Source organism: Limnobacter sp. G6BE5S (genome assembly GCF_058448965.1).
Genome location: NZ_JBZFLM010000001.1, coordinates 519,706 through 539,479, shown reverse-complemented (window position 1 = coordinate 539,479; position 19,774 = coordinate 519,706). Strand labels below are relative to the sequence as shown.

Genomic DNA, 19,774 nt, shown 5'->3' with positions numbered 1-19,774 from the left:
CGAAAGCAGACTTCGAAACTTAGGCGGTAGTCGATGATGACACTGATCTTCAGAATTGAATTCAAGGCTCATCATTTGGTGATGAATAAACAGGGTTTATTTTTCATTCTGTTCATGCAATGCTTAGCAAACATTTAAAGTGGTTAGATTATTGAAATGTTTTGCAATGTGCGGATTACTGGATAGCGCCGTTATTTTTCGATAAACCTAGTTAGCTCTTAATCAAAGGAAGTTGCATGAGTTGGATCACTGCTGAATTCTCGAAGAAGGCGGTTAAGCGGGCTGGCGAATGCCTCATCAATGAAGATGCGTCAGATGAGAATATATCTGTCGCTATGGATGTACTTTCGAACTGGCGGAGTGCGCACGCTTATCCGATGCATGCCATATTAATTTTTCTTCGTAACCAATCAGCAAAAATAGATGAAAAGAGTATTGTAGTTCAAAGACTAAAACGAACCCCTTCCATCGTTGGGAAATTGAAGCGAATTGACGGCATGAAGCTGCATCGAATGCAGGACATTAGCGGCTGCAGGTCGGTAGTCTCGAATATTAGTAGAGTCCGCGCGTTACGCAATTCAATTGTAAATAGTCGCACTCGCCATAAACTGCACCGAGAAGACGACTACATTACACAACCAAAATCTTCTGGATATCGCGGCGTCCATCTTGTTTATAAGTACAACGGGCAAAAAACCGCGTATCAGGACTACTTTGTTGAGATACAACTCCGTTCCAAAGTTCAACACGCTTGGGCTACAGCCGTGGAAGTTGTCGAGCATTTTACGAAGCAGGCGCTAAAAGCTAGTCAGGGAAATCAAGACTGGTTGAATTTCTTCCGATACGCGAGTGCAGAATTCGCGAAGCTCGAAAATAGCGCGATAGATCCGGAGCTGGTTGACACTGACACGTATGCCGAATTGTTGCGGTTAGAGCAAAAGCTAAATGCTAAAGTCCGTCTGAATGCTTTCACCGTTTCAACACAATTTATTTCTGAGCGCTCGGACCGGAAGTCAGATTACTTTCTTCTTGAGCTTACAGACCACGCGTCACAGATTCAGGTCACCCAATTTTCACCAGAGAACTTGGGGCAAGCCACAAACCTATATATCGAATGCGAAAAGAAAGCGAAGGCACAGCCCGAATACGACGTTGTATTAGTTTCTGCTTCATCGGTGCATAACCTCATGGCGGCATACCCCAACTACTTTGCAGATTCAAAAGGGTTTGTTAGACATTTGGAGCAAGTTATTCAGCGTAGTGAGAGCTAACCAGTCAATGTTACTGGACAACTTTTCCACCGCTTCGCAGCTCCAAAGTTGCCACAAAGTTTTGCGTTATCCAACGTCTCCTTAAGTTTGCAATGCAGACGCTTAAGAACCAAAACAGATTGTCTGCTTCGGCCGAATTTCGGCCTTTGCACTTATTCAGTCTGCCGTGAATTCAGTCAACGATACAAAGATAAACGCCTCTTTAGACGCGTTACCAAACAACATTTAACGTAGCGTACGTGTGCTGCCGCCATTGCAAGAATTGGGCTATTTGCGTGCGAAGGCAAGAAGTGGCGAGAGGTCGCCCTGGTCGGCAGCTCGTAGGGCGGCCAGATATTCGGCCCGCATTTCGCTCTGGCTCACAAGGGAAGCATGTCCACCGCTGCCCCATGTAAAGGGTTCCAAACCCATTTTCTGGAGTAGAAGATCGGCGATCAAACGACAGCACCTCCCATTGCCGTTCGGAAACGGGTGGATAAGCACAAGCTGGTGGTGAAATCGTGCTGACAGCTCATCCGGGGGCATGGCATTGTGTTCGATCTGATACTTGATGTTCTCCAGTAAGTTCCGGACGCGCATAGAAACCTGGTGCCAATCGCAGCCGATATTCTTGTCGCTCTTGCGGTACGTGCCAGCCCATGTCCATGTATCGCCGAACATCTGCTTGTGTAGCTTGCGCAGGAACACATCATCCAGAATGTCCTGCTTGAGCTGACGCTGAGCCCACCGGGCACCCTTGATGATATTAAGCTGCTCCCATTCGTTGAGCTCACCCTGCGTCGAGATGTGCTTGGGCTTCAGGCCCTCTTTTTCATCCGGATCAAGCGGGGTCTGCCCGGGCTGGTACGTAAACTCCATCACCACAACTCGCGCCAGTTGCCATCGAGTAGCTCTTTTGCCATCAGCTCCAATTGAGCCTGCTGCGCTTTGTTGCCAACGGCTTGATCCTCGAGCGACATGGTATGCGCCACAGGTTGCATGTGCTTTCTAGCCACTGTTTTGGCTTGCTCCTTCAGCTTGGCCTCTAGGGGCATTTTCGGCACGAAGACATAGTGCAGTTCGCAGTCGAGCGCAGCGGCAACCTTTCGCAGAGAGGCTAGCGAGATGCTGTCGTCGGCCTCACTTTTCTCGAGCTTGTGCACCGTGGAGTTTCTCACATGCAGGCGCTGAGCGAGTGATACGGCAGTCATGCCAAGGGCTTCCCGAATGGCCTGTATCCAGCCGCAGGACGGCCGTGGCGGGAAGGTCTTCCTAAGCAAAGGTTTTAATTGCTTATCGGCTTGGCGCAATTGTAGCCAGCGGTAGGACTTGTTCATGAATTTATCCCTGTAGGGCTAAAAATGAGCCTACATTGTATCCCTACAGGGATAAACATAAAACCTATTAATATCCCTTTAGGGATATTTTTACTAACATAAAATAGCCATACGGGGATATTCTAGCGATTGATAATCTCCCGATCGGGAGAAATCATGCACATCAAAATAATCCTACAAAGGAAAGCAAAGCCGCACGCATCAACCAAGTCGAGCTATCGCCAGCGGCAGAGACGCAGAAAAAACCCTGCTCAAAGTTGCGGTTACTCACCCGCCATAGAACGAAAACACCAACAAACTCATACCGTCTGCATCAATTATTTGCACACGCATATCAGTCATTCCCAATTCAGTGGCCAATCGTTCCAAGTGCTGCGGTGTATACAAAGCATCTAACCGAACTTCCTTTAACGCTGCCGTCACCTTCACCATATCCACTGCGGGGAATAACAGAGCAGGCAATAGATCGAAGGTTTTAGTCACTGTTTCGGCGTTGGGGTTAGGACCAAGAACAACTGTCAGCGTTGCACCGTAGTGAACGCAACTAAAAAGTTGCAGGTGAAAACCACCAATGCCTTTTAGGGCACCCATGTAACCAGTGTTTCTCTCCAACTTCTCAAAGCCAATCACATGCCGCGATTTTTTAAACTGCTGCACATCAACACCACTGTGTTCATATACGCACTCGCTTCCGGAAACTGCCCAAGCAGGCACTAGGGAAATTGGAAGACACACAAAGAGTAAATACAAAGCAGCTTTCTTGATCATGATTTCTCAGGCTGTGGAATTTCCAGATGATAGGCGGGATCTTTGGGTGGGCCTATATATTTCGCAACTCGTTTTCGCCCTGTACTGCCGCCACAAACAGATTACGTAAGCCTGGATCAATGCTGGAGGGGGCAATGTCGATCACATTCAACTTCATCGGGTCAGCAACGTGGCTTGAAATCTTTGATGGATCAAGCGCAATAATCTTCGCCTGCATCATTGAAATAATGAACTGCTTGTGATGCTTTTTCGATTTGTACTTTGAGTACTCGTCAATCACTTGGTCACCATACTTGCTGTAAAGCAACTTTTGGTGATCTACTCCATAGCGTTCAATATTCTCGTACATGATTCGGGCTTGATCCGCAGGGGTACGCGCAGTGCTGGTAATCAGGATCGAGGGCACGCCTGTCTGTCGCATGATGTCTGTGAGTACCGGCCTTGAGTACTCTGACACAAACCGTATGCTTTTTTCCGCGTTTAAAAATTGAATATTCGCCAAAGCTATTCTCGTGAATTTTTCAAGAAAATGAGACTAGCAAAAATAAGTGAAGGGTGAGAAATTCGGGTTTTGCTTACAGCCAAAGGTGGGTGTGACATTCAAATGCGTCAGGGCAACGCGGCAGAAAATACAACTACCCACCCACCTGCACATGCTTCTGACACTCGAAGCAGTAAACCTGCCCCCCAAAACGCGGCTTGTTAAACCAGCAAAACTTCGCCACGTTGTAAGCCACTGCAGTTCCACAAGTATTGCAGGCCAATTTTGATTTCTTGGGCTCTGGCTCAACATTCTCAACGGCCTCAACTGCAGCCTCTTCATCAAGGCGCACAGGCAAACCAAACCTTCCGGGCCAGTTAAATTGATGCGGTTTGTGCAACGCTGCCAACCGTTCAGCAAACGCTTTTAATGTTTCGCTGCTGACCAGCTTTGCAAGGCTTAGCGGGTTATTGTCATCGTCCATTGCCTTATCAAGTATCGCCTTGATTTGGTCAACTTTAACAATCTCATCAAGCCCCGGAAATGATAACGATGGGCGGGTAATTCGCGCTTTACTGGATACCAGTACCAGGCTTTTGATCACGGGCTTGATCGCAAAGCCCAAACGCCTCTCCAACTCCACAGCGCCGTCATCAAATGCTTCTTGCAGCAGCAAACAATGCCTGCGGTTTTGCTCCAACGGCGAGGGTATTCCAAAGGCCTTGGTGCCGAAGAATGAAACGAATTCGCCTTGTTCGTTAATTGAAATCCCTTGATTAAAGTGCTTGCTTTCGCATACCCAAATTTCCATCAGCCGATTAATCAGCAAGTGGTCAATTTGCGCAACCCGGCCCTTGTGTTCAATGCGCAAGTCGTGAATGACTGCCCAGTTTTTTCCATTGCCGTAGTGGTACTCAATTTGATAGGCGGCGTCCTTCTCTCCCTTTACACCCGACCGGATCGCTTTAATCACTTTTTCAATCTTACGTTTCGTCAACGCAGATGCGGAAGGATGGTTCAACAGGCTTTCAAGAATCTTGATGTCGTTTTCTCGATCATCAGCGCTTTTGATCAACATGGATTTGACTGAATAAAGTGATGGGTTCAACCGTATTCTGCACGAATACTTTTCTTGGATACCGGCGCCAATCAAATTATAGAAAAGTCGTCACATCATTCTTTCAGGCGCAGCTACCGTCGAGTTTTCGGTAAAAGTGCAGTGGCCAATCCCAACAAAGGCAAAAACGAGGTAAACCCGTACACCCACACAATGCCGTGGATGTCGGCCAAATAACCCAAGCCCGCAGCGCCCATGCCACCAATGCCAAACATCAGCCCGAACATCAAACCCGAGATCAAACCCACCCGGCCAGGAACTGCTTCTTGGGCATACACCACCAAGGCCGCAAAAGCCGATGACATCACCAAGCCCACCCCGATGGCCAGCACCGCCGTCCAAAACAGGTTGGCATAAGGCAGCGCCAGCGCAAATGGTGCCACGCCCAAAAACGACACCCAAATAACAGCCTTGCGGCCAATGCGGTCGCCAACAGGTCCGCCTGCAAAAGTGCCCAAGGCCACCGAGGCCAGAAAGACAAACAAAAACACCTGGCTTTGCTGAACACTCAAGGCGAAGCGCTCAATCAGATAAAAAGTGAAATAGTTGGTGAACGACGCGATGTACACAAACTTTGCGAACATCAAAATACAGATCACCACCACCGCCTGCACCACACCCCGCCGGGAAAGCCCCTCTTTTTGAATACTCGCCAAACCTTTGAGCTGGGCATGACCATGCGACAACGTCCAGCCGGTGAGGCGAAACAGCACCGCAATTGCAATTAGCGCGGCCACCACAAACCAGGCAATTGCAGCTTGCCCGTTCGGAATCACAATTGCAGCAGCCAGCAAGGGGCCGATCGCCGACCCTGTATTGCCCCCCACTTGAAAGGTGGACTGCGCCGTACCAAACCGCCCGCCCGAAGCCATGCGTGCCACCCGTGAAGCCTCTGGGTGAAACGTGGCCGAACCCACACCCACCACCGCAGCGGCCAACAGCAAAATGGCGTAACTACTCGCGGTGGCCAGCAACACAATTCCCAGCAATGTAACTGCCATGCCGCTGGGCAACAAATAGGGTTTGGGGTGCTTGTCGGTGTACAAACCAATCCAGGGTTGCAACAGCGACGCGGTCAATTGGTAGCAAAGTGCAATCAAGCCAATTTCGCTGAAACTGAGTGCAAAGCTGGTCTTCAGCATTGGGAACACTGCAGGCAACATGGCCTGAATCAGATCATTCAGCAAATGTGAAAACGCGGCCGCGCCGACAATGCCTATCGCAAAGTGGCCTTGGGTGGGTACGGGGTTGTTGCTGGTGGCTGGTTGACTGGACATGGTAATTAAAGTGCGACAGCGTGGAATACGCAGTGTAGGGTCAAGCAGAATTGCCATCTCGCGCTAAACAGTCAAAAGGTGTAGAGTTTCTGCCATGAATACCTCTGTGAACAACAAACATCAGGATTATCACAACCAACCACGGCGCTTGGTGGCCATGGAGAACCGATGGCCTGCGGGCGCAAGCACGGGCTGGCATTCACATCCCAGAGGGCAACTTCTGTACGCCATTAAAGGCGTGATGATTGTGCAATCCGATACCGGAACTTGGGTGGTTCCGCCCACGCGGGCTCTTTGGATGGTCACCGGCTTGCGCCACAACGTTACGATGTCAGGCGAAGTTGAAATGCGCACCGCTTACATTGACGTGCACGCCGCCACGGGCCTGCCCACGCAAACCTGCGTGATCAATGTGTCCCCCCTGTTAAAGGAGCTTTTGGTGGAAGCCGTGCGCATTCCTGTTCATGCGGAACCTACCCCAAGACACGAACGCGTGATCGATTTGCTGCTGGATGAACTGAGCGTGTCGAGCACCATTGCGCTGCATTTGCCCATGCCCAACGACACGCGAATTAAAACAGTGTGCGAGACCTTGACCAAGCAACCTTGGGACAACAAAACTGCAGCCATGTGGGCTGCGAAAATTGGCATGAGTGAACGCACCTTGCACCGACTTTTTGTACAAGACACGGGTATGCGCTTTTCTCAGTGGCGAGAGCAGGCAAGGTTGTTGAATGCACTCAGCCAAATTGCAGAAGGCAAAAAAGGCATCGAAATTGCCCTGAACTGCGGCTATACCAGCCACAGCGCGTTCTCTGCCATGTTCCGTAGACACTTTGGCGTAACCCCTTCGGATTTTTACAAATGACAATTCGCCCCACGCCAAATTAAAAAACTAATTAGATTTCAAAAGCCCCATTTCCTTCAAAATGCGGTTGGCGTTGTCGTCGCAACCCATATCCTCGGGCTTGCCCTCGATCAACTGAATCATGTTTTGCAACTGCAATTTGCTCTGTGCCAGCTTCAATTCCATGGCTTCCATGTCGGCCACTTTTTTCTTCAACATGCCCACCAGTTCTTCGTGCTTCCAGTTGCTTAAATTGCCGGGCATCACCTGCCGTATTTCTTCCAGCGTAAAACCGGTTTGTTGCGCGTTGGCAATAATGGCCAACACGGCCACGGCTTCCAGCGGGTACTCGCGGTAACCATTCGCTTTCCGGCTTACTGCGGTAATTAAACCTTTGGATTCGTAAAACCGAATGGTGGCCGCAGACAGACCGCTGCGCTTGGCCAACTCGCCAATTTTCATAATGGTGTATTTCCTCTATTGACCTTCAGGTTAACTTTAAGCTTATTGTTTCATCCATTGCAACCATGGAAAACCACATGAGCCTGTTCACCGCCTTCACGCTGCCCAACGGCACCCAGCTTTCCAACCGCCTGGCCAAAGCCGCCATGGAAGAAAACCTGGCCAATGCCGACCAAGCTCCTTCCGAGCAATTGATCCGCTTGTACAGCGCGTGGGCTGCGGGCGGTGTGGGCTTGATGATCACCGGCAACGTGATGATTGATCGCCGGGCCATGACAGGCCCGGGCGGCGTGGTGTTGGAAAACGATTCACAAGCTGCGCAGTTTGAACGCTGGGCCAAAGCTGCGAAATTAGATGGTGCGCAAGTGTGGATGCAGATTAACCACCCCGGTCGGCAAATGCCCGCCAACTTGGGGCAGCCCACCGTGGCACCTTCTGAGGTGGCCATGGACTTGGGCAAATTTTCCAAACAGTTCACACCACCGCGTGAACTGACAGCGGCTGAAATTGAAGACATCAAAAACCGTTTTATCAATGCCGCCATACTGGCTGAGAAATTTGGTTTCAACGGGGTGCAAATTCACGCTGCGCATGGTTATTTGCTCAGCCAGTTTTTGTCCCCCATATCGAACAAGCGCAAAGACCAATGGGGTGGCTCGATTGAAAACCGGGCACGCCTGTTGATCGACGTGGTGAAAGGCATTCGCGCAGGGGTGGGGCGACAATTTGCTGTGGCTGTAAAAATAAACTCTGCCGACTTTCAGCGCGGTGGCTTTAGCGAAGACGACGCCAAAGCCGTGGTGCAAATGCTCAACCCCATGGGGCTGGACTTGATCGAGCTTTCAGGCGGCAGCTACGAAGCACCCGCCATGCAAGGCAACGCACGCGACGGTCGCACCCTGGCCCGCGAAGCTTACTTTCTTGAATTTGCCAAAGACATTGCCACCGTGGCCACCGTGCCAATCATGGTGACCGGTGGTATTCGCAGACAGGCCGTGGCTGAACAAGTGTTGGCCACCGAGGGCATTGACCTGGTGGGTATTGCCACCGCACTGGCGCTGAACCCCAATTTGCCCGACGAGTGGAAACAAGGCCAAGCCAGCGTGCCCCAGTTGCGCCCTATTGCATGGAACAACAAAATGCTGGCTTCGCTGGCTTACATGGCCATGGTGAAACACCAGTTGAACAGGGTAAGCAAAGGGCGTAACCCCAATGCAAAGGTGAACCCTGTATTTGCGTTGGCGCAGCAGCAGCTTGGTGCGTTTTTCAGGACAAGGCAGTACAGAAAGTGGGTGTTGCAGGCTTAAGAAGAAGCAATCAATACATGTTCTTTTTGTAACAGTGTATTGAACACGCCCAAGCCATTGACATCGCACACCGTATTGAGATCTACATCTTTACATTACATTAAAATATTTTATTGACAATATTAGTAATATTACATAAATTGCTTAATATTACTTTTTTGAGTAATTTTTATAAAGATCCGATTATCAATATTTTGCAGTTGACGGGCCATGCAATGAACAACGAAGCCATTACTGATTACAGCGCAGTAACACGCAAAAAAATTAACGAGATTTTAAGCAAAGACGAAATTCGTGCTTTGACTTCACGCTCTGATTGGGCTGGGTTTTGGGCGATTGTATCAACCTGGGCGGTAATTGCCGGCAGTTTTGCATTGGCCGCCTGGTCGCTTACACAAGCAGTTTGGTTGACTGCCCTTGTGCTGCTGTTGTGTGTCATTGTGATCGGAGGCCGCCAGTTGGCCTTGGCCATTGCCACGCACGAGGCAACCCACCGTACCTTGTTTGCAACACGCGCCCTGAACGATCACTTCACCGATTGGCTGTGCGCCAGGCCTGTCGGTTTGGATTTGTTCAAGTACAGGGAACATCACTTCATTCACCACCTGAAAACTGGCACCGACGAGGATGTGGATATTTCACTGATTGCCGGTTTGCCCACCACCCGCAAATCACTTGCGCGAAAACTGCTGCGTGATGCGGTTGGAATAACAGGCATGAAATTCATGTTTGGTCAGTTTGTGATGTGCGCTGAATACATGAAGTGGACAGTGGCCAGCAACTACGAGTGGTTGCCAAAGCAAAGCCGGTGGTTTCATGCCAAGCGCTTTGTGATCAATTTCTTTCCCACCCTGATTACCAATTTGGCAATTGCCGCAGCGTTGATGATGTTTGGTTATGGCGAGCTGTATGCACTTTGGTTAATCGCCTATTTGACCACTTACCCCATGTTCATTCGCATTCGTGCACTGGCGGAACACGCAGCCACCCAACGCACCAACAACATGTTCGAGAACACCCGTACCACTCGCGCAGGCTGGTTGGCCAAAAGCCTGGTGGCACCTTTGAATGTGAACTACCACATTGAACACCACGCACTTGCTTCCGTGCCCTGGTACAAGCTGCCGAAACTACACAAACTGTTCTTGCAACGCGGTGTAGTGCAACCCGCACCCAGCTACCTGGAAGTGTTGAGGATTGTTTCTTCAAAAAACCCAATTTCAACAAGCAATGCTTAAGGTCGAAACATGAGCCACGTATCCAAGCTAGAACTTTCCACCTTGACCTACGAGGTCACAGGCCGAGTGGCCCGAATCACTTTGAATCGCCCATCCCGTGGAAACGGCATCACGATGGACATGCCGCAGGAACTGGCTCTGTGCGTGGAAAAAGCCAATATTGACCCCAACGTGCATGTGATTGCCCTGAGTGGAAATGGCAGCGGTTTTTGTGGCGGCTACGATTTGGTTGAAAGTGCGCAGGCCGAAGGCAATTTGGGGGAGCTGAATGCCTCGCGCCCGAAAGGTTCAACACTTGACCCCATGGTGCAAATGCAAAATCACAACCCAGCCCAAACCTGGGACCCAATGCTTGACTACGCCATGATGAGTCGCAATGTGAAAGGCTTCATGAGCCTGTTTCACAGCGAGAAACCTGTGGTGTGCAAAGTGCACGGTTATTGTGTGGCCGGCGGTACCGACATGGCCTTGTGTTCAGACCTGTTGGTGATTGCCGAGGATGCGAAAATTGGTTACCCACCCGCGCGCGTGTGGGGCTGCCCCACCACGTCAATTTGGTTTCACCGCATTGGGCTGGAAAAAGCCAAGCGCTTGCTGTTCACTGGCGATTGCCTGACAGGCAAACAAGCACAAGAATGGGGTTTGGCGATAGAGTCTGCGCCCCCAGCCGAGCTAGACGCACGCTTCGAAGCCTTGGTACAACGGATCGCTTTAATGCCGGTGAACCAGCTCATCATGATGAAATTGCTGTTGAACCAGTCAGTGATGCAGCAAGGCCTGCACACAACGCAAATTCTGGGCACGGTGTTTGATGGAATCACCCGCCACACCAAAGAGGGCTATCAGTTTCAGCAAGACTCGATGGCCCAAGGGTTCATGCAGGCCGTGCGTCAACGAGACGAACCCTTTGGTGACTTTGGTTTGGATGGTTTCAAAAAAGGCTGATATTCGCTCGCGAGTTTCCGGGATGTTTCTCGGGCTCGGAAATTGGATTGGCCTACTCCCCCCAACACGCGTAGACTCATTAACAAAGTAAACGAACGTACTGTCATCGCACCACAGGGAGTCGAGCACATGGAAGTAATGCCACAAGAACCCGCACCACAGGACTTTTCAGACCGTTTCGCCAAATCACTCACCATGTTTTTTCGGTGGTTTGCAGACACATTCTTTGCAAAACGCTACGGGCACAGGGCCGTTATTCTTGAAACAGTGGCTGGGGTGCCCGGTATGGTCGCGGGCATGTGGATTCACCTCAAAAGCCTGCGGAAAATGAAAACCGGCTACGGCCCCACCATTCGAACCTTGCTGGACGAGGCCGAAAACGAGCGCATGCACTTGATGATTTTTATCGAGATTGCCAAGCCAAGCGTGGGCGAACGGCTGCTGGTGTTGTTTGCCCAGCTGGTGTTCTGGCACTTCTATTTTGTGCTGTATGTGTTCTTTCCAAAAACCGCGCACCGCATGGTGGGGTATTTTGAAAATCAGGCCGTGGTCAGCTACACCGACTACCTGACTGAAATTGATGCGGGCCGAATTGAAAATATCGACGCACCGAAAATTGCGATCGAGTATTACAAATTACCTGCCGATGCAAAGCTACGTGATGTAGTGATCGCGGTGAGGAAGGACGAACAAGGCCATGCTGATGTGAACCACGACATGGCCGATCATCCACTTCTGGTGTAGTTTCAAGCGCCTGCTTTTTCCTGTTTCAACCGAATCAGCAGGTACACCGCAAACCCGGTGGCAACACCGGGCACCACTCCCAACAACAGCGCAACCCAGCCGTGGCGAATGCCTTTTACCTTGGCCTCGTACATCACCCACACGGCCAACACAGCCCAAGTGAAGAAAATATCGATCGCATAACCCGATGCGTAAGGATTCACAAATCCGCCGGCGAACGCGCCGATAATATCCGGGTTGTCGATAAACGGCGGAATACACACCATGGCAAAAGCCACAGCAAATGCCACCGCCAATACGACTAACAATTTGCGATATGCCTCTGTTCCCATGAAATTTAGCCCCTCTGCCGTTTGAATTTCTCTACTATATCGTCACTCCAACCCCACTACCCGCAACATGCTTCAGTACCTCACCATCCCTGTCACGCCATTCGCGCAAAACTGTTCCATTGTGTGGTGCAGTGAAACCAACAAGGCTGCGATCATCGACCCGGGTGGTGATCTTGAAAAACTGACCAAGGCAATTGCAGATCGCAATCTTGAACTGCAGGCCATTTGGCTAACGCACGCGCACATTGACCATGCGGGCGGGGTGGCTGAACTGGCTGCAAAACTGAACCTGCCCATTATCGGCCCACACGAAGGCGACCAATTCTGGATCGACCGCCTGGCCGACCAAAGCCGCATGTTCAACTTTCCATTGAGTAAACCTTTTATACCCGACCGCTGGCTGGTCGATGGCGACACCGTTCAAATCGGCAATTGCACTTTGAGTGTTCGCCATTGCCCGGGCCACACGCCAGGCCATGTGGTGTTTCATTCCGAGCAAGCCAAACGCGCATTTGTGGGCGATGTTTTGTTCGTGGGCAGCATGGGCCGCACCGACTTTCCTGGTGGTGACCATGAAACCCTGATCGACAGCATTCGCAACCGCCTGTGGCCCATGGGCAACGACACGGTGTTTATTCCCGGCCATGGCCCGGAAGGCAGCTTTGGTCAGGAACGGCGAAGCAACCCGTACGTGCGCGACCTTCAGTTTTAAACGCTTTGTGCCACCCAAAACGCCCCAATCATTGTTTTAACGTCGCTGACTTCACCGGCCTTGATTTGTCGCATCAATTCAGCTGGCTCAACCAGCACCACATCCAGAAACTCGTTGTGATCGAGTTGGCGTTCTTGAAGGGTTAAACCCCGTGCCACATACAGCTCAATTTTTTCGGTGGAATAAGAAATCACCGGGTGTATGGTGGTGATGTGCTCAAGCGTTTGCGCCACATAGCCGGTTTCTTCAAGCAGTTCACGGTGGGCTGTGGCAACGGGGTCTTCACCAGGATCAATTTTGCCTGCCGGGAACTCCAGAAACACACGATGCAGGGGGTAGCGAAACTGCCTTTCCATCACAAAACGACCATCGTCCAGTATGGGAATAATGGCGACAGCACCGGGGTGTACGGTGTACTCGCGAACCGATTCCTCACCGTTGGGCAGGCGAACCCTGTCCTGGTTCACTTTCATCAAATGGCCGTCAAACACCCGTGTGCTGGTGATGCAGGTTTCTTCAAGGTGTTTTTCAGAATTAGGCATATTCACGACGTCAAATGGATCAAACGCCACATTTGATCACATTCACATCTTGGTGTTAACCCTAGGCTCACCGGTGGTATAAACTCAATCGCCATCTCTTTGTAAATTTCCCCATGTCGCTTTTATCAAGCTTGCTGTTGCTCATTGTGGTTGCCCGCTTGTTTGGTCGCCTGTTTGCGCGCTACAACCAACCTGAGCTGATCGGTGAAATTCTGGCCGGGGTGTTGCTGGGCCCGGCCATTCTGGGTTTGATTGAACCCAACCAAGCCTTGGCGGGTATTACAGAACTGGCCGTGTTCCTGATCATTCTGAACGCCGGGCTTGAAATGCGCTTCTCCGACATTGTGGGCGCCATGAAAGGCCGCGGCCTGATGCTGGCCGTCATCAGCTTTTTCATTCCCTTCGGTGGTGGTGTATTGGTAGCTGCGGCTTTCGGGCAAGACATCATGCGCATGATCTTTTTGGGCCTGTGCATCTCGATCACTGCACTGCCCGTGGCTGTGAAGTTGATGGACAGCCTTGGCATTTTGCACACACCGATTGCGAAGTTCTCGCTGGCCACCGCGGTGGTCAACGACGTGGCTGCCCTGTTCATTCTGGGCATTGTGTTGAACCTGCCCGAAACGCTCACCCTGGGTGACGCCAGCGTGGCCGTGGGCATTGCCACCTTAAAACTAATGGCCATGGGCATGGTGGTGGTGGGGCTGAACCAGTTACTGAACTGGCTTGAAAAACGCAATGTCAATGTGCAGGCTTTGCCAGAATCGATGATCAAAGTATTTGGTCCCGAAGCCTTGTTTGGTATCGTGATTGTGTTTGTGCTTGTGTTTGGCACCATCAGTGAAGCCTTGGGATTTCACTTCGTGATTGGTGCATTTTTTGGTGCGCTGTTTCTCGACAAAAAACACTTCATTGCTTCCCGCTACAAAGACTTGCAAGGCACCTTGGGGTCAATCACCAACGGCTTTCTCGCACCCATATTTTTCGCTTATCTGGGACTTGAATTGCAATTGGTCAGCCTGACCGAATGGGAATTTCCCCTGATTGTCATCGTGGTGTCGATTGTCACCAAGCTATTCGCAGGCTGGCTGGGCGGCTTGATGGTGGGCATGGACCACCGCGAAGCACTGGGCTTGGGTGCTGTGCTCAACGGCCGCGGCGTGATGGAATTGGTGGTGGCCGGCATCGCTTACCAAAACGACTTTATTGGCCCCACCATGTTCTCAACTTTGGTGTTGATGGGCATTGTGACCACCTTTCTGACCCCGATATTCTTCAAGCAAGTGTACCGGGGCAACAAGCTGGAGGAATACAGGCAGGAAAGCCGCAAGTGAAACTAGCCGTTATTTTTCGCTGCCATAGCATGCCCCGGCCAGGTAATTTCAAGCTCATAGGAAATGGATCGCGACAAGCCATCCAGATCTGGAAACAATGTGGCGTGGGTGATGTTCATTCGGTACAGCGCCAACATCGCTTCTTTTCGAATACTGGCCGGCAAAATGAATTTTCGGATCATGGCCGGACCGGTTTCATATTGCTGAATAATTTCGTCGATCGGTTTGTCGAGCACACCAGGCACCACAAAAGTTCCTGATTGCGCCACCAAGCGCCTGTCCATTTGATCGGGCTCGCCCACCCACATCATGTCGTTGGTATTCGATGCAAAGTAGCGCTCGAAATTCCCTTCAATGCGGGGGTCGATCATGTCGCGGTGCAAGGTTGCGTTGTTAATCGGCGAGGCCATCCACAAGCGCGGCGTGTCCAGCGCAAACACGGCTGAATTTTTTACCGCCCTTTCCAGTGCAAAAAAAGCGGCTACAAAAGGCGACTTGGTGAAGTCGAGCATGCGCGTGGGTGCGCCATGGTGTTGCATCAAGGCAAGGCAGCGAATGTCATCGTCGAGCACGCTGGCATCGGGCAAGTAGTTGTGTGCTTTGCGCCTGAAAATTCGAAAAGCCCGCTCTTCACGTGACCGCCAGGATGCTTTTTCAGGCACATAATTCTGAAGGTATCGCGACAGCGAACTTAACAAAGGCCAGTCCGCGTCTTGCAGGCCACGAAATGCCCAGCCATCGCATTCCGAAGTCAGCGCAACAAACTCGTTCCAGTCGGCAATGTGTATGGTTTCCACAATTCACTCCCTGCTAGCCACTGTTCCTCAAACCTGTGGCAATGCCGTTGATCGACAAATGCACACCCCGCGCCACGCGTTCGTCGGCCTCGCCTTGCCGGTGCCTGCGCAACAACTCCACCTGCACATGGTTCAACGGGTCAACATAAGGAAAACGCGCCTCGATGGAACGTTTAAGTAATGGGTTGTCGGCCAGCAATTCCTGCTGCCCGGTCAACCACAGCAGCCCTTCCACAGCACGCGCATGCTCGGCTGCAATGCAGCCAAATATTTTCTCGCGCAGCGCAACGTCTTCCACCATGGCAGCATAACGCGATGCAATTGCCATGTCGGCCTTGGCCAGCACCATGTTCAAGGTGGACAACATGGTGTTGAAAAACGGCCATTGCTTGGCCATGGTTTGCAAGTCCGCTTGTTCACTGTCGGAAAGCGATTTGCGCAGCGTAGCCACTGCCGTGCCAAAACCATACCAGCCCGGCAACATCACACGGCTTTGCGCCCAACTAAACACCCAGGGAATGGCGCGTAAGTCTTCAATGGTCCAATCGGCTTTGCGTGAAGCAGGGCGGCTGCCGATGTTCAAACTCGCAATTTCTGAAATGACCGTGGATTGTTTGAAGTACGCCAGAAAACCGTCGGTGTTGTACACCAAATCGCGATAGGCGTTGAATGCATGGTCTGACAACTGCGCCATCAATTCAAGGTACTTGGCAGGCACTTCGCGCGTCAGTTCCGTGTGCTCAGACACCATCAGGTTTGCAGAAACAAGTACCTCAAGGTTTCGCCTGCCCAGCGATTCAATTCCATACTTGGCAGCAATGACTTCACCTTGCTCAGTCAAGCGAATGCGCCCTTCCACCGCACCGGGCGGTTGACCCAAAATGGCGTGGTAACTGGAACCACCGCCACGACCCACCGAACCGCCACGGCCATGGAACAGGCGAATTTTTATGCCATGCTTTGCAAACACATCGACCAAACCGATTTCAGCCTGGTACAAGCTCCAGCCCGATGTAACAAACCCGCCGTCTTTGTTGCTGTCGGAATAGCCCAGCATCACTTCCTGCACATGCCCGCGTGAAGCCACCAAGGCACGGTATTCAGGAATGCTGAACAAGCGGTTCATGATGTCGGGCGCGGCTTGCAAATCGCCAATGGTTTCAAACAGCGGCACCACATTCACGGCAATGTCGCCCTTGGCCACATTCAGCAAATGGGCTTCTTTGAGCAACACGGCCAGTTCAAGCAAATCACTGACCGATGCTGTTTTGGAAATAATGCAGTTTTGAATGGCCGAGTGGCCCAGTATTTGATGCGCCAGTTTGGCCTTGCGAAAAATGGCCATTTCAGAATGGGTGCGTTCGCCGTATTGAAGTGAATCGCTGAACAACAAACGGGGTGTGCGCAGTTCAGCGCACAGCAATTCAATGCGTTCGGCTTCGCTGCAAGCCAGGTAATCAATTTGCCCCAGGCTTGATTGCTTGAGCAAATCACCCACCACTTCTTCAAACACATCGCTGTTTTGCCGCAGGTCCAGGGCCATCAGCGAGAATCCAAATACTTTCACTTTGCGTGCCAACAGAGCCAAACGCCCCTCGGCAATGCGTTGCATGCCGTTGTCACTCAAAGCCTTGTACATCACATTCAGATCGGCCAGTAAATCGCCCGGCGAGCCATAGGCCGTGGCCACGGCATGGCCCTGTTGGCTTTGCTCAAACGAAGCCTGCAGGCGATTGCGAATGGCCACACAGGCGCGCCGCAAGGTTTCATCCTGGCGGTGTGCAGAGTCCTCGCCCGAGGTTTTGGCCAATGCCGTTAGTGGTGGATTGGGTTTCAAGAAGTAGTCGGTCACGCTGAATTCGCGAATCAGGCAATTCACCTCGGCAAGGTAATGCTCCAGTACCTTGCGGCTTTGAATTTTCAGGGTGGTGTCCAGCACCTGCGCAGTTACAAATGGGTTGCCATCGCGATCCCCGCCAATCCACGAACCCACGGTGAGCACCTTGCCCAGCGGGTCTTCATTCACTGGCAAAAAATTGTCGGTGCTGGGCAAATCCAACAGGCTTTGCAAGCGCCTGTACACCTGCGGCACCTGAGCAAAAAAAGTGGAATCAAAATAGGCCAGCGAATTGTTCACTTCATCAATCACGCTGAGCTTGTTTCGGCGAAGCAAGCGGGTTTGAAACAGGCGCTGCACTGCGGCTTTCAGTTCATCTCGCCAGGCATGGGTTTCTTCCAGCGTCAGGCGGATTTCATCCCGATGGCGAATCAGCGCAATAATGCTTTGCTGCGCATCCAGCACACTTTTGCGTTGCACCTCGGTGGGGTGTGCGGTCAACACGGGCACCGATTCGGTTTGCTTTAACCGCGCCAGCACCGCATCGCGATTCACGCCAACCCGGTTCAGCTCGGCCATGGTGTAATCCAGGCTGGCCTCGCGTGCGGGCACGCCTGCAAGTTCATGCTCGCGGTTACGGCGAATCAAATGGCAGTCTTCGGCAATGTTGCTCAACATTGAGAAAATCGAAAAAGAGCGTATCAGTGAAATGGTCTCGTCCTGAGTCAACGCCTCAAGGCGAGCCTCCAGTTTGGTACGCGCCGCCTTGTCATCAAACCGGCGGTACTGCACCGACAACTGCCGCACTTCCTCAATGGCTGCAAACACAGGCAAACCCTGTTGCTCAGCAATGATTTCTCCAAGCAACGCGCCCAGCAGGCGAATGTCTTCCCGCAACTGGGAATCCTTGTCTTCGATCACAAGCCGTCCTCCGACCACAATGCACCAGCCCGCAAAGCCATGGCTGTGGCCGATGAAGGGCCATAAGTACCGCTGGTGTAAGGCACAGGTTCCATGCCATGGCTTTTCAAGTCGTTCAATATACGGTCTACAAATTGCCACTGGGTTTGCACTTCATCGCGGCGTAAAAACAAGCCCAGGCGGCCACGAAGAATGTCGGTGATCAAACGCTCATAAGCGTCACGCACCGGAATGCGCCAGGTATTGAAAAAATCCAGATCCAGCGAAACAGGTTTCAACCGTTCCCGCTCGCCCGGTGTTTTTGCAAGCAACTTCAATTCAAGTTTGTCTTCGGGCTGCAGGTGGATCACCAACTGGTTGCCCACCCACTGCCCGCCCACCGGCTCGAACAAAGGCTTGGGCACATCGCGAAACTGAATCACGATTTCTGCAAAGCGGCGCGGCATGCGTTTGCCCGTGCGCACCAAAAAAGGCACGCCAGCCCAGCGCCAGGTTTGCACTTCGGTGCGAAACGACACATAGGTTTCCGTGGTGGAATTGGCTGCCACACCCTTTTCATTGCGGTACTTGGGCACGGGCTGCCCCTTCACATAACCTTCACCATACTGGCCCACCACAATTTCCGGAACGCCCGTAATTTGGGGCACCTTGAGTGAACGCAGCACCTTCAGTTTTTCATCGCGCAGCGAATTGGCCTCCAGGCTAACCGGGGGTTCCATGGCCACAATGGCCAGCAACTGCAAAATATGGCTTTGAACCATGTCGCGCAGCGCACCCGCATGCTCGTAAAAACCGGCGCGGTCTTCCACACCCAAATCTTCAGCCACCGTAATTTGCACATAGGCCACATGTTCGCGGGTCAGCAGTGGCTCAAAAATACGGTTGCCCAAACGCAGGGCCAACATGTTCTGCACCGCTTGTTTGCCCAGGTAATGGTCAATGCGGTACACCTGCGATTCGTCCAGTTTTGCGGCCACCGCTTCTTCAATCAAGGCGGATTCTTTGGCGTTGAAACCCAATGGTTTTTCCAGCACAAGGCGCAACTTTTCCGGATCGCGCACTGTAGGAATACAATTGATCAAATCAATGAAACGGGAAGAAGGCAGGGCTGCGTAATGCACCACGGGTTCCGGGCTACCCGCCACGGCATTCGCCATGGCCCCGCACGATTCGGGCGTGCCCAACACCACCTGCAAGGTGTGCAGGTAGGGCAACAAGGCGGGGATGGATTCGCGGGCAGCCTCATCGCCAGCAGATTTCAAAAACGCATCCACTTGGGCCAATGCCTCTGTGGGTGTCAGCGCTTCGCGTTGTGCAAATATGATTCTGGAGTCGTTTGAAAAATAGCCAGACTTGGCCAGATGTGCCAGTGCAGGAATGATTTTGCGCTTGGCCAGATCGCCCCCCGCACCGTGCAGCACAAAGGTGAACGCGCCAACGGGCAGGGGAGAATTGTCAGTCATTTTAATATCCGTTCGTGTCGATCAAGTCGATTACATTAATTGATAATTTTTTGTAATTATGTT

At 51.7% G+C, this 19,774-nt stretch carries 20 protein-coding genes; 8 read left to right on the top strand and 12 right to left on the bottom strand.

Going from position 1 to position 19,774, the window contains the following annotated elements; genetic code table 11:
• The first annotated feature begins 236 nt into the window (after positions 1–236).
• Positions 237–1,271: a RelA/SpoT-related domain-containing protein gene (locus tag ACVL1J_RS02605; RefSeq protein ID WP_341237619.1), complete on the top strand. Its 1,035-nt coding sequence runs from the start codon at positions 237–239 to the stop codon at positions 1,269–1,271.
• 267 nt (positions 1,272–1,538) lie between these two features.
• On the opposite strand, the gene ACVL1J_RS02600 is transcribed toward ACVL1J_RS02605, so the two are convergent.
• The 6 genes from ACVL1J_RS02600 to ACVL1J_RS02575 form a co-directional block, all read right to left on the bottom strand.
• Positions 1,539–2,129, bottom strand: a complete 591-nt coding sequence (locus ACVL1J_RS02600; RefSeq protein ID WP_341237640.1) for a mobile mystery protein B — start codon at positions 2,127–2,129, stop codon at positions 1,539–1,541.
• Complete coding sequence (locus tag ACVL1J_RS02595) at positions 2,129–2,587, bottom strand: mobile mystery protein A (RefSeq protein ID WP_341237620.1); 459 nt, start codon at positions 2,585–2,587, stop codon at positions 2,129–2,131. The genes ACVL1J_RS02600 and ACVL1J_RS02595 overlap by 1 nt, the downstream gene beginning before the upstream one ends.
• Before the next feature lie 267 nt (positions 2,588–2,854).
• Entirely contained in the window at positions 2,855–3,355 is a 501-nt protein-coding gene (locus ACVL1J_RS02590; RefSeq protein ID WP_341237621.1) for a hypothetical protein, read from the bottom strand.
• A 52-nt stretch (positions 3,356–3,407) separates the two neighbouring features.
• Complete coding sequence (locus tag ACVL1J_RS02585; RefSeq protein ID WP_341237622.1) at positions 3,408–3,812, bottom strand: hypothetical protein; 405 nt, start codon at positions 3,810–3,812, stop codon at positions 3,408–3,410.
• A gap of 178 nt (positions 3,813–3,990) precedes the next feature.
• Entirely contained in the window at positions 3,991–4,914 is a 924-nt protein-coding gene (locus tag ACVL1J_RS02580) for a nuclease-related domain-containing protein (protein ID WP_491665086.1), read from the bottom strand.
• A 113-nt stretch (positions 4,915–5,027) separates the two neighbouring features.
• Positions 5,028–6,230 carry an MFS transporter gene (locus tag ACVL1J_RS02575; protein WP_341237624.1) on the bottom strand — a complete coding sequence of 401 codons (1,203 nt, stop codon included), beginning with the start codon at positions 6,228–6,230 and terminating at the stop codon, positions 5,028–5,030.
• Between the two features lie 94 nt (positions 6,231–6,324).
• Here ACVL1J_RS02575 and ACVL1J_RS02570 point away from each other — a divergent pair, with 94 nt between their 5' ends.
• Positions 6,325–7,098, top strand: coding sequence for an AraC family transcriptional regulator (locus ACVL1J_RS02570; protein ID WP_341237625.1), 774 nt, complete (start codon positions 6,325–6,327; stop codon positions 7,096–7,098).
• 27 nt (positions 7,099–7,125) lie between these two features.
• On the opposite strand, the gene ACVL1J_RS02565 is transcribed toward ACVL1J_RS02570, so the two are convergent.
• A complete protein-coding gene (locus ACVL1J_RS02565) occupies positions 7,126–7,539 on the bottom strand; it encodes a MerR family transcriptional regulator (RefSeq protein WP_341237626.1) in 414 nt (137 codons plus the stop codon).
• A gap of 77 nt (positions 7,540–7,616) precedes the next feature.
• Here ACVL1J_RS02565 and ACVL1J_RS02560 point away from each other — a divergent pair, with 77 nt between their 5' ends.
• The 4 genes from ACVL1J_RS02560 (at position 7,617) to ACVL1J_RS02545 (ending at position 11,773) form a co-directional block, all read left to right on the top strand.
• A complete protein-coding gene (locus tag ACVL1J_RS02560) occupies positions 7,617–8,846 on the top strand; it encodes an NADH:flavin oxidoreductase/NADH oxidase family protein (protein WP_341237627.1) in 1,230 nt (409 codons plus the stop codon).
• A 158-nt stretch (positions 8,847–9,004) separates the two neighbouring features.
• Positions 9,005–10,084, top strand: coding sequence for a fatty acid desaturase family protein (locus tag ACVL1J_RS02555; protein ID WP_491665085.1), 1,080 nt, complete (start codon positions 9,005–9,007; stop codon positions 10,082–10,084).
• A 9-nt stretch (positions 10,085–10,093) separates the two neighbouring features.
• Positions 10,094–11,029, top strand: coding sequence for a crotonase/enoyl-CoA hydratase family protein (locus ACVL1J_RS02550; RefSeq protein WP_341237629.1), 936 nt, complete (start codon positions 10,094–10,096; stop codon positions 11,027–11,029).
• A 129-nt stretch (positions 11,030–11,158) separates the two neighbouring features.
• Entirely contained in the window at positions 11,159–11,773 is a 615-nt protein-coding gene (locus ACVL1J_RS02545) for an alternative oxidase (RefSeq protein WP_341237630.1), read from the top strand.
• Between the two features lie 2 nt (positions 11,774–11,775).
• Here ACVL1J_RS02545 and ACVL1J_RS02540 read toward each other — a convergent pair whose 3' ends face one another.
• Complete coding sequence (locus ACVL1J_RS02540; RefSeq protein ID WP_341237631.1) at positions 11,776–12,105, bottom strand: DUF2834 domain-containing protein; 330 nt, start codon at positions 12,103–12,105, stop codon at positions 11,776–11,778.
• Positions 12,106–12,172: 67 nt separating this feature from the next.
• Between ACVL1J_RS02540 and ACVL1J_RS02535 the strand changes: the two genes are divergently transcribed.
• On the top strand, positions 12,173–12,817 hold the full coding sequence (locus tag ACVL1J_RS02535) for an MBL fold metallo-hydrolase (protein WP_341237632.1): 645 nt from the start codon (positions 12,173–12,175) through the stop codon (positions 12,815–12,817).
• On the opposite strand, the gene ACVL1J_RS02530 is transcribed toward ACVL1J_RS02535, so the two are convergent.
• Entirely contained in the window at positions 12,814–13,359 is a 546-nt protein-coding gene (locus ACVL1J_RS02530) for an NUDIX domain-containing protein (RefSeq protein WP_341237633.1), read from the bottom strand. The genes ACVL1J_RS02535 and ACVL1J_RS02530 overlap by 4 nt on opposite strands.
• A 113-nt stretch (positions 13,360–13,472) precedes the next feature.
• Here ACVL1J_RS02530 and ACVL1J_RS02525 point away from each other — a divergent pair, with 113 nt between their 5' ends.
• Positions 13,473–14,693: a cation:proton antiporter gene (locus ACVL1J_RS02525; protein WP_341237634.1), complete on the top strand. Its 1,221-nt coding sequence runs from the start codon at positions 13,473–13,475 to the stop codon at positions 14,691–14,693.
• 2 nt (positions 14,694–14,695) lie between these two features.
• Here the strand turns inward: ACVL1J_RS02525 and ACVL1J_RS02520 are convergent, their stop codons facing one another.
• The 3 genes from ACVL1J_RS02520 to zwf are packed head-to-tail and all read right to left on the bottom strand — an operon-like array spanning position 14,696 to position 19,711.
• Positions 14,696–15,490, bottom strand: a complete 795-nt coding sequence (locus ACVL1J_RS02520) for an FRG domain-containing protein (protein WP_341237635.1) — start codon at positions 15,488–15,490, stop codon at positions 14,696–14,698.
• A 13-nt stretch (positions 15,491–15,503) separates the two neighbouring features.
• Positions 15,504–18,248 carry a phosphoenolpyruvate carboxylase gene (ppc, locus tag ACVL1J_RS02515; RefSeq protein ID WP_341237636.1) on the bottom strand — a complete coding sequence of 915 codons (2,745 nt, stop codon included), beginning with the start codon at positions 18,246–18,248 and terminating at the stop codon, positions 15,504–15,506.
• Positions 18,245–19,711, bottom strand: coding sequence for a glucose-6-phosphate dehydrogenase (gene zwf / locus ACVL1J_RS02510; RefSeq protein WP_159569274.1), 1,467 nt, complete (start codon positions 19,709–19,711; stop codon positions 18,245–18,247). Before zwf ends, ppc begins: the two co-directional genes overlap by 4 nt.
• Positions 19,712–19,774 lie beyond the last annotated feature (63 nt).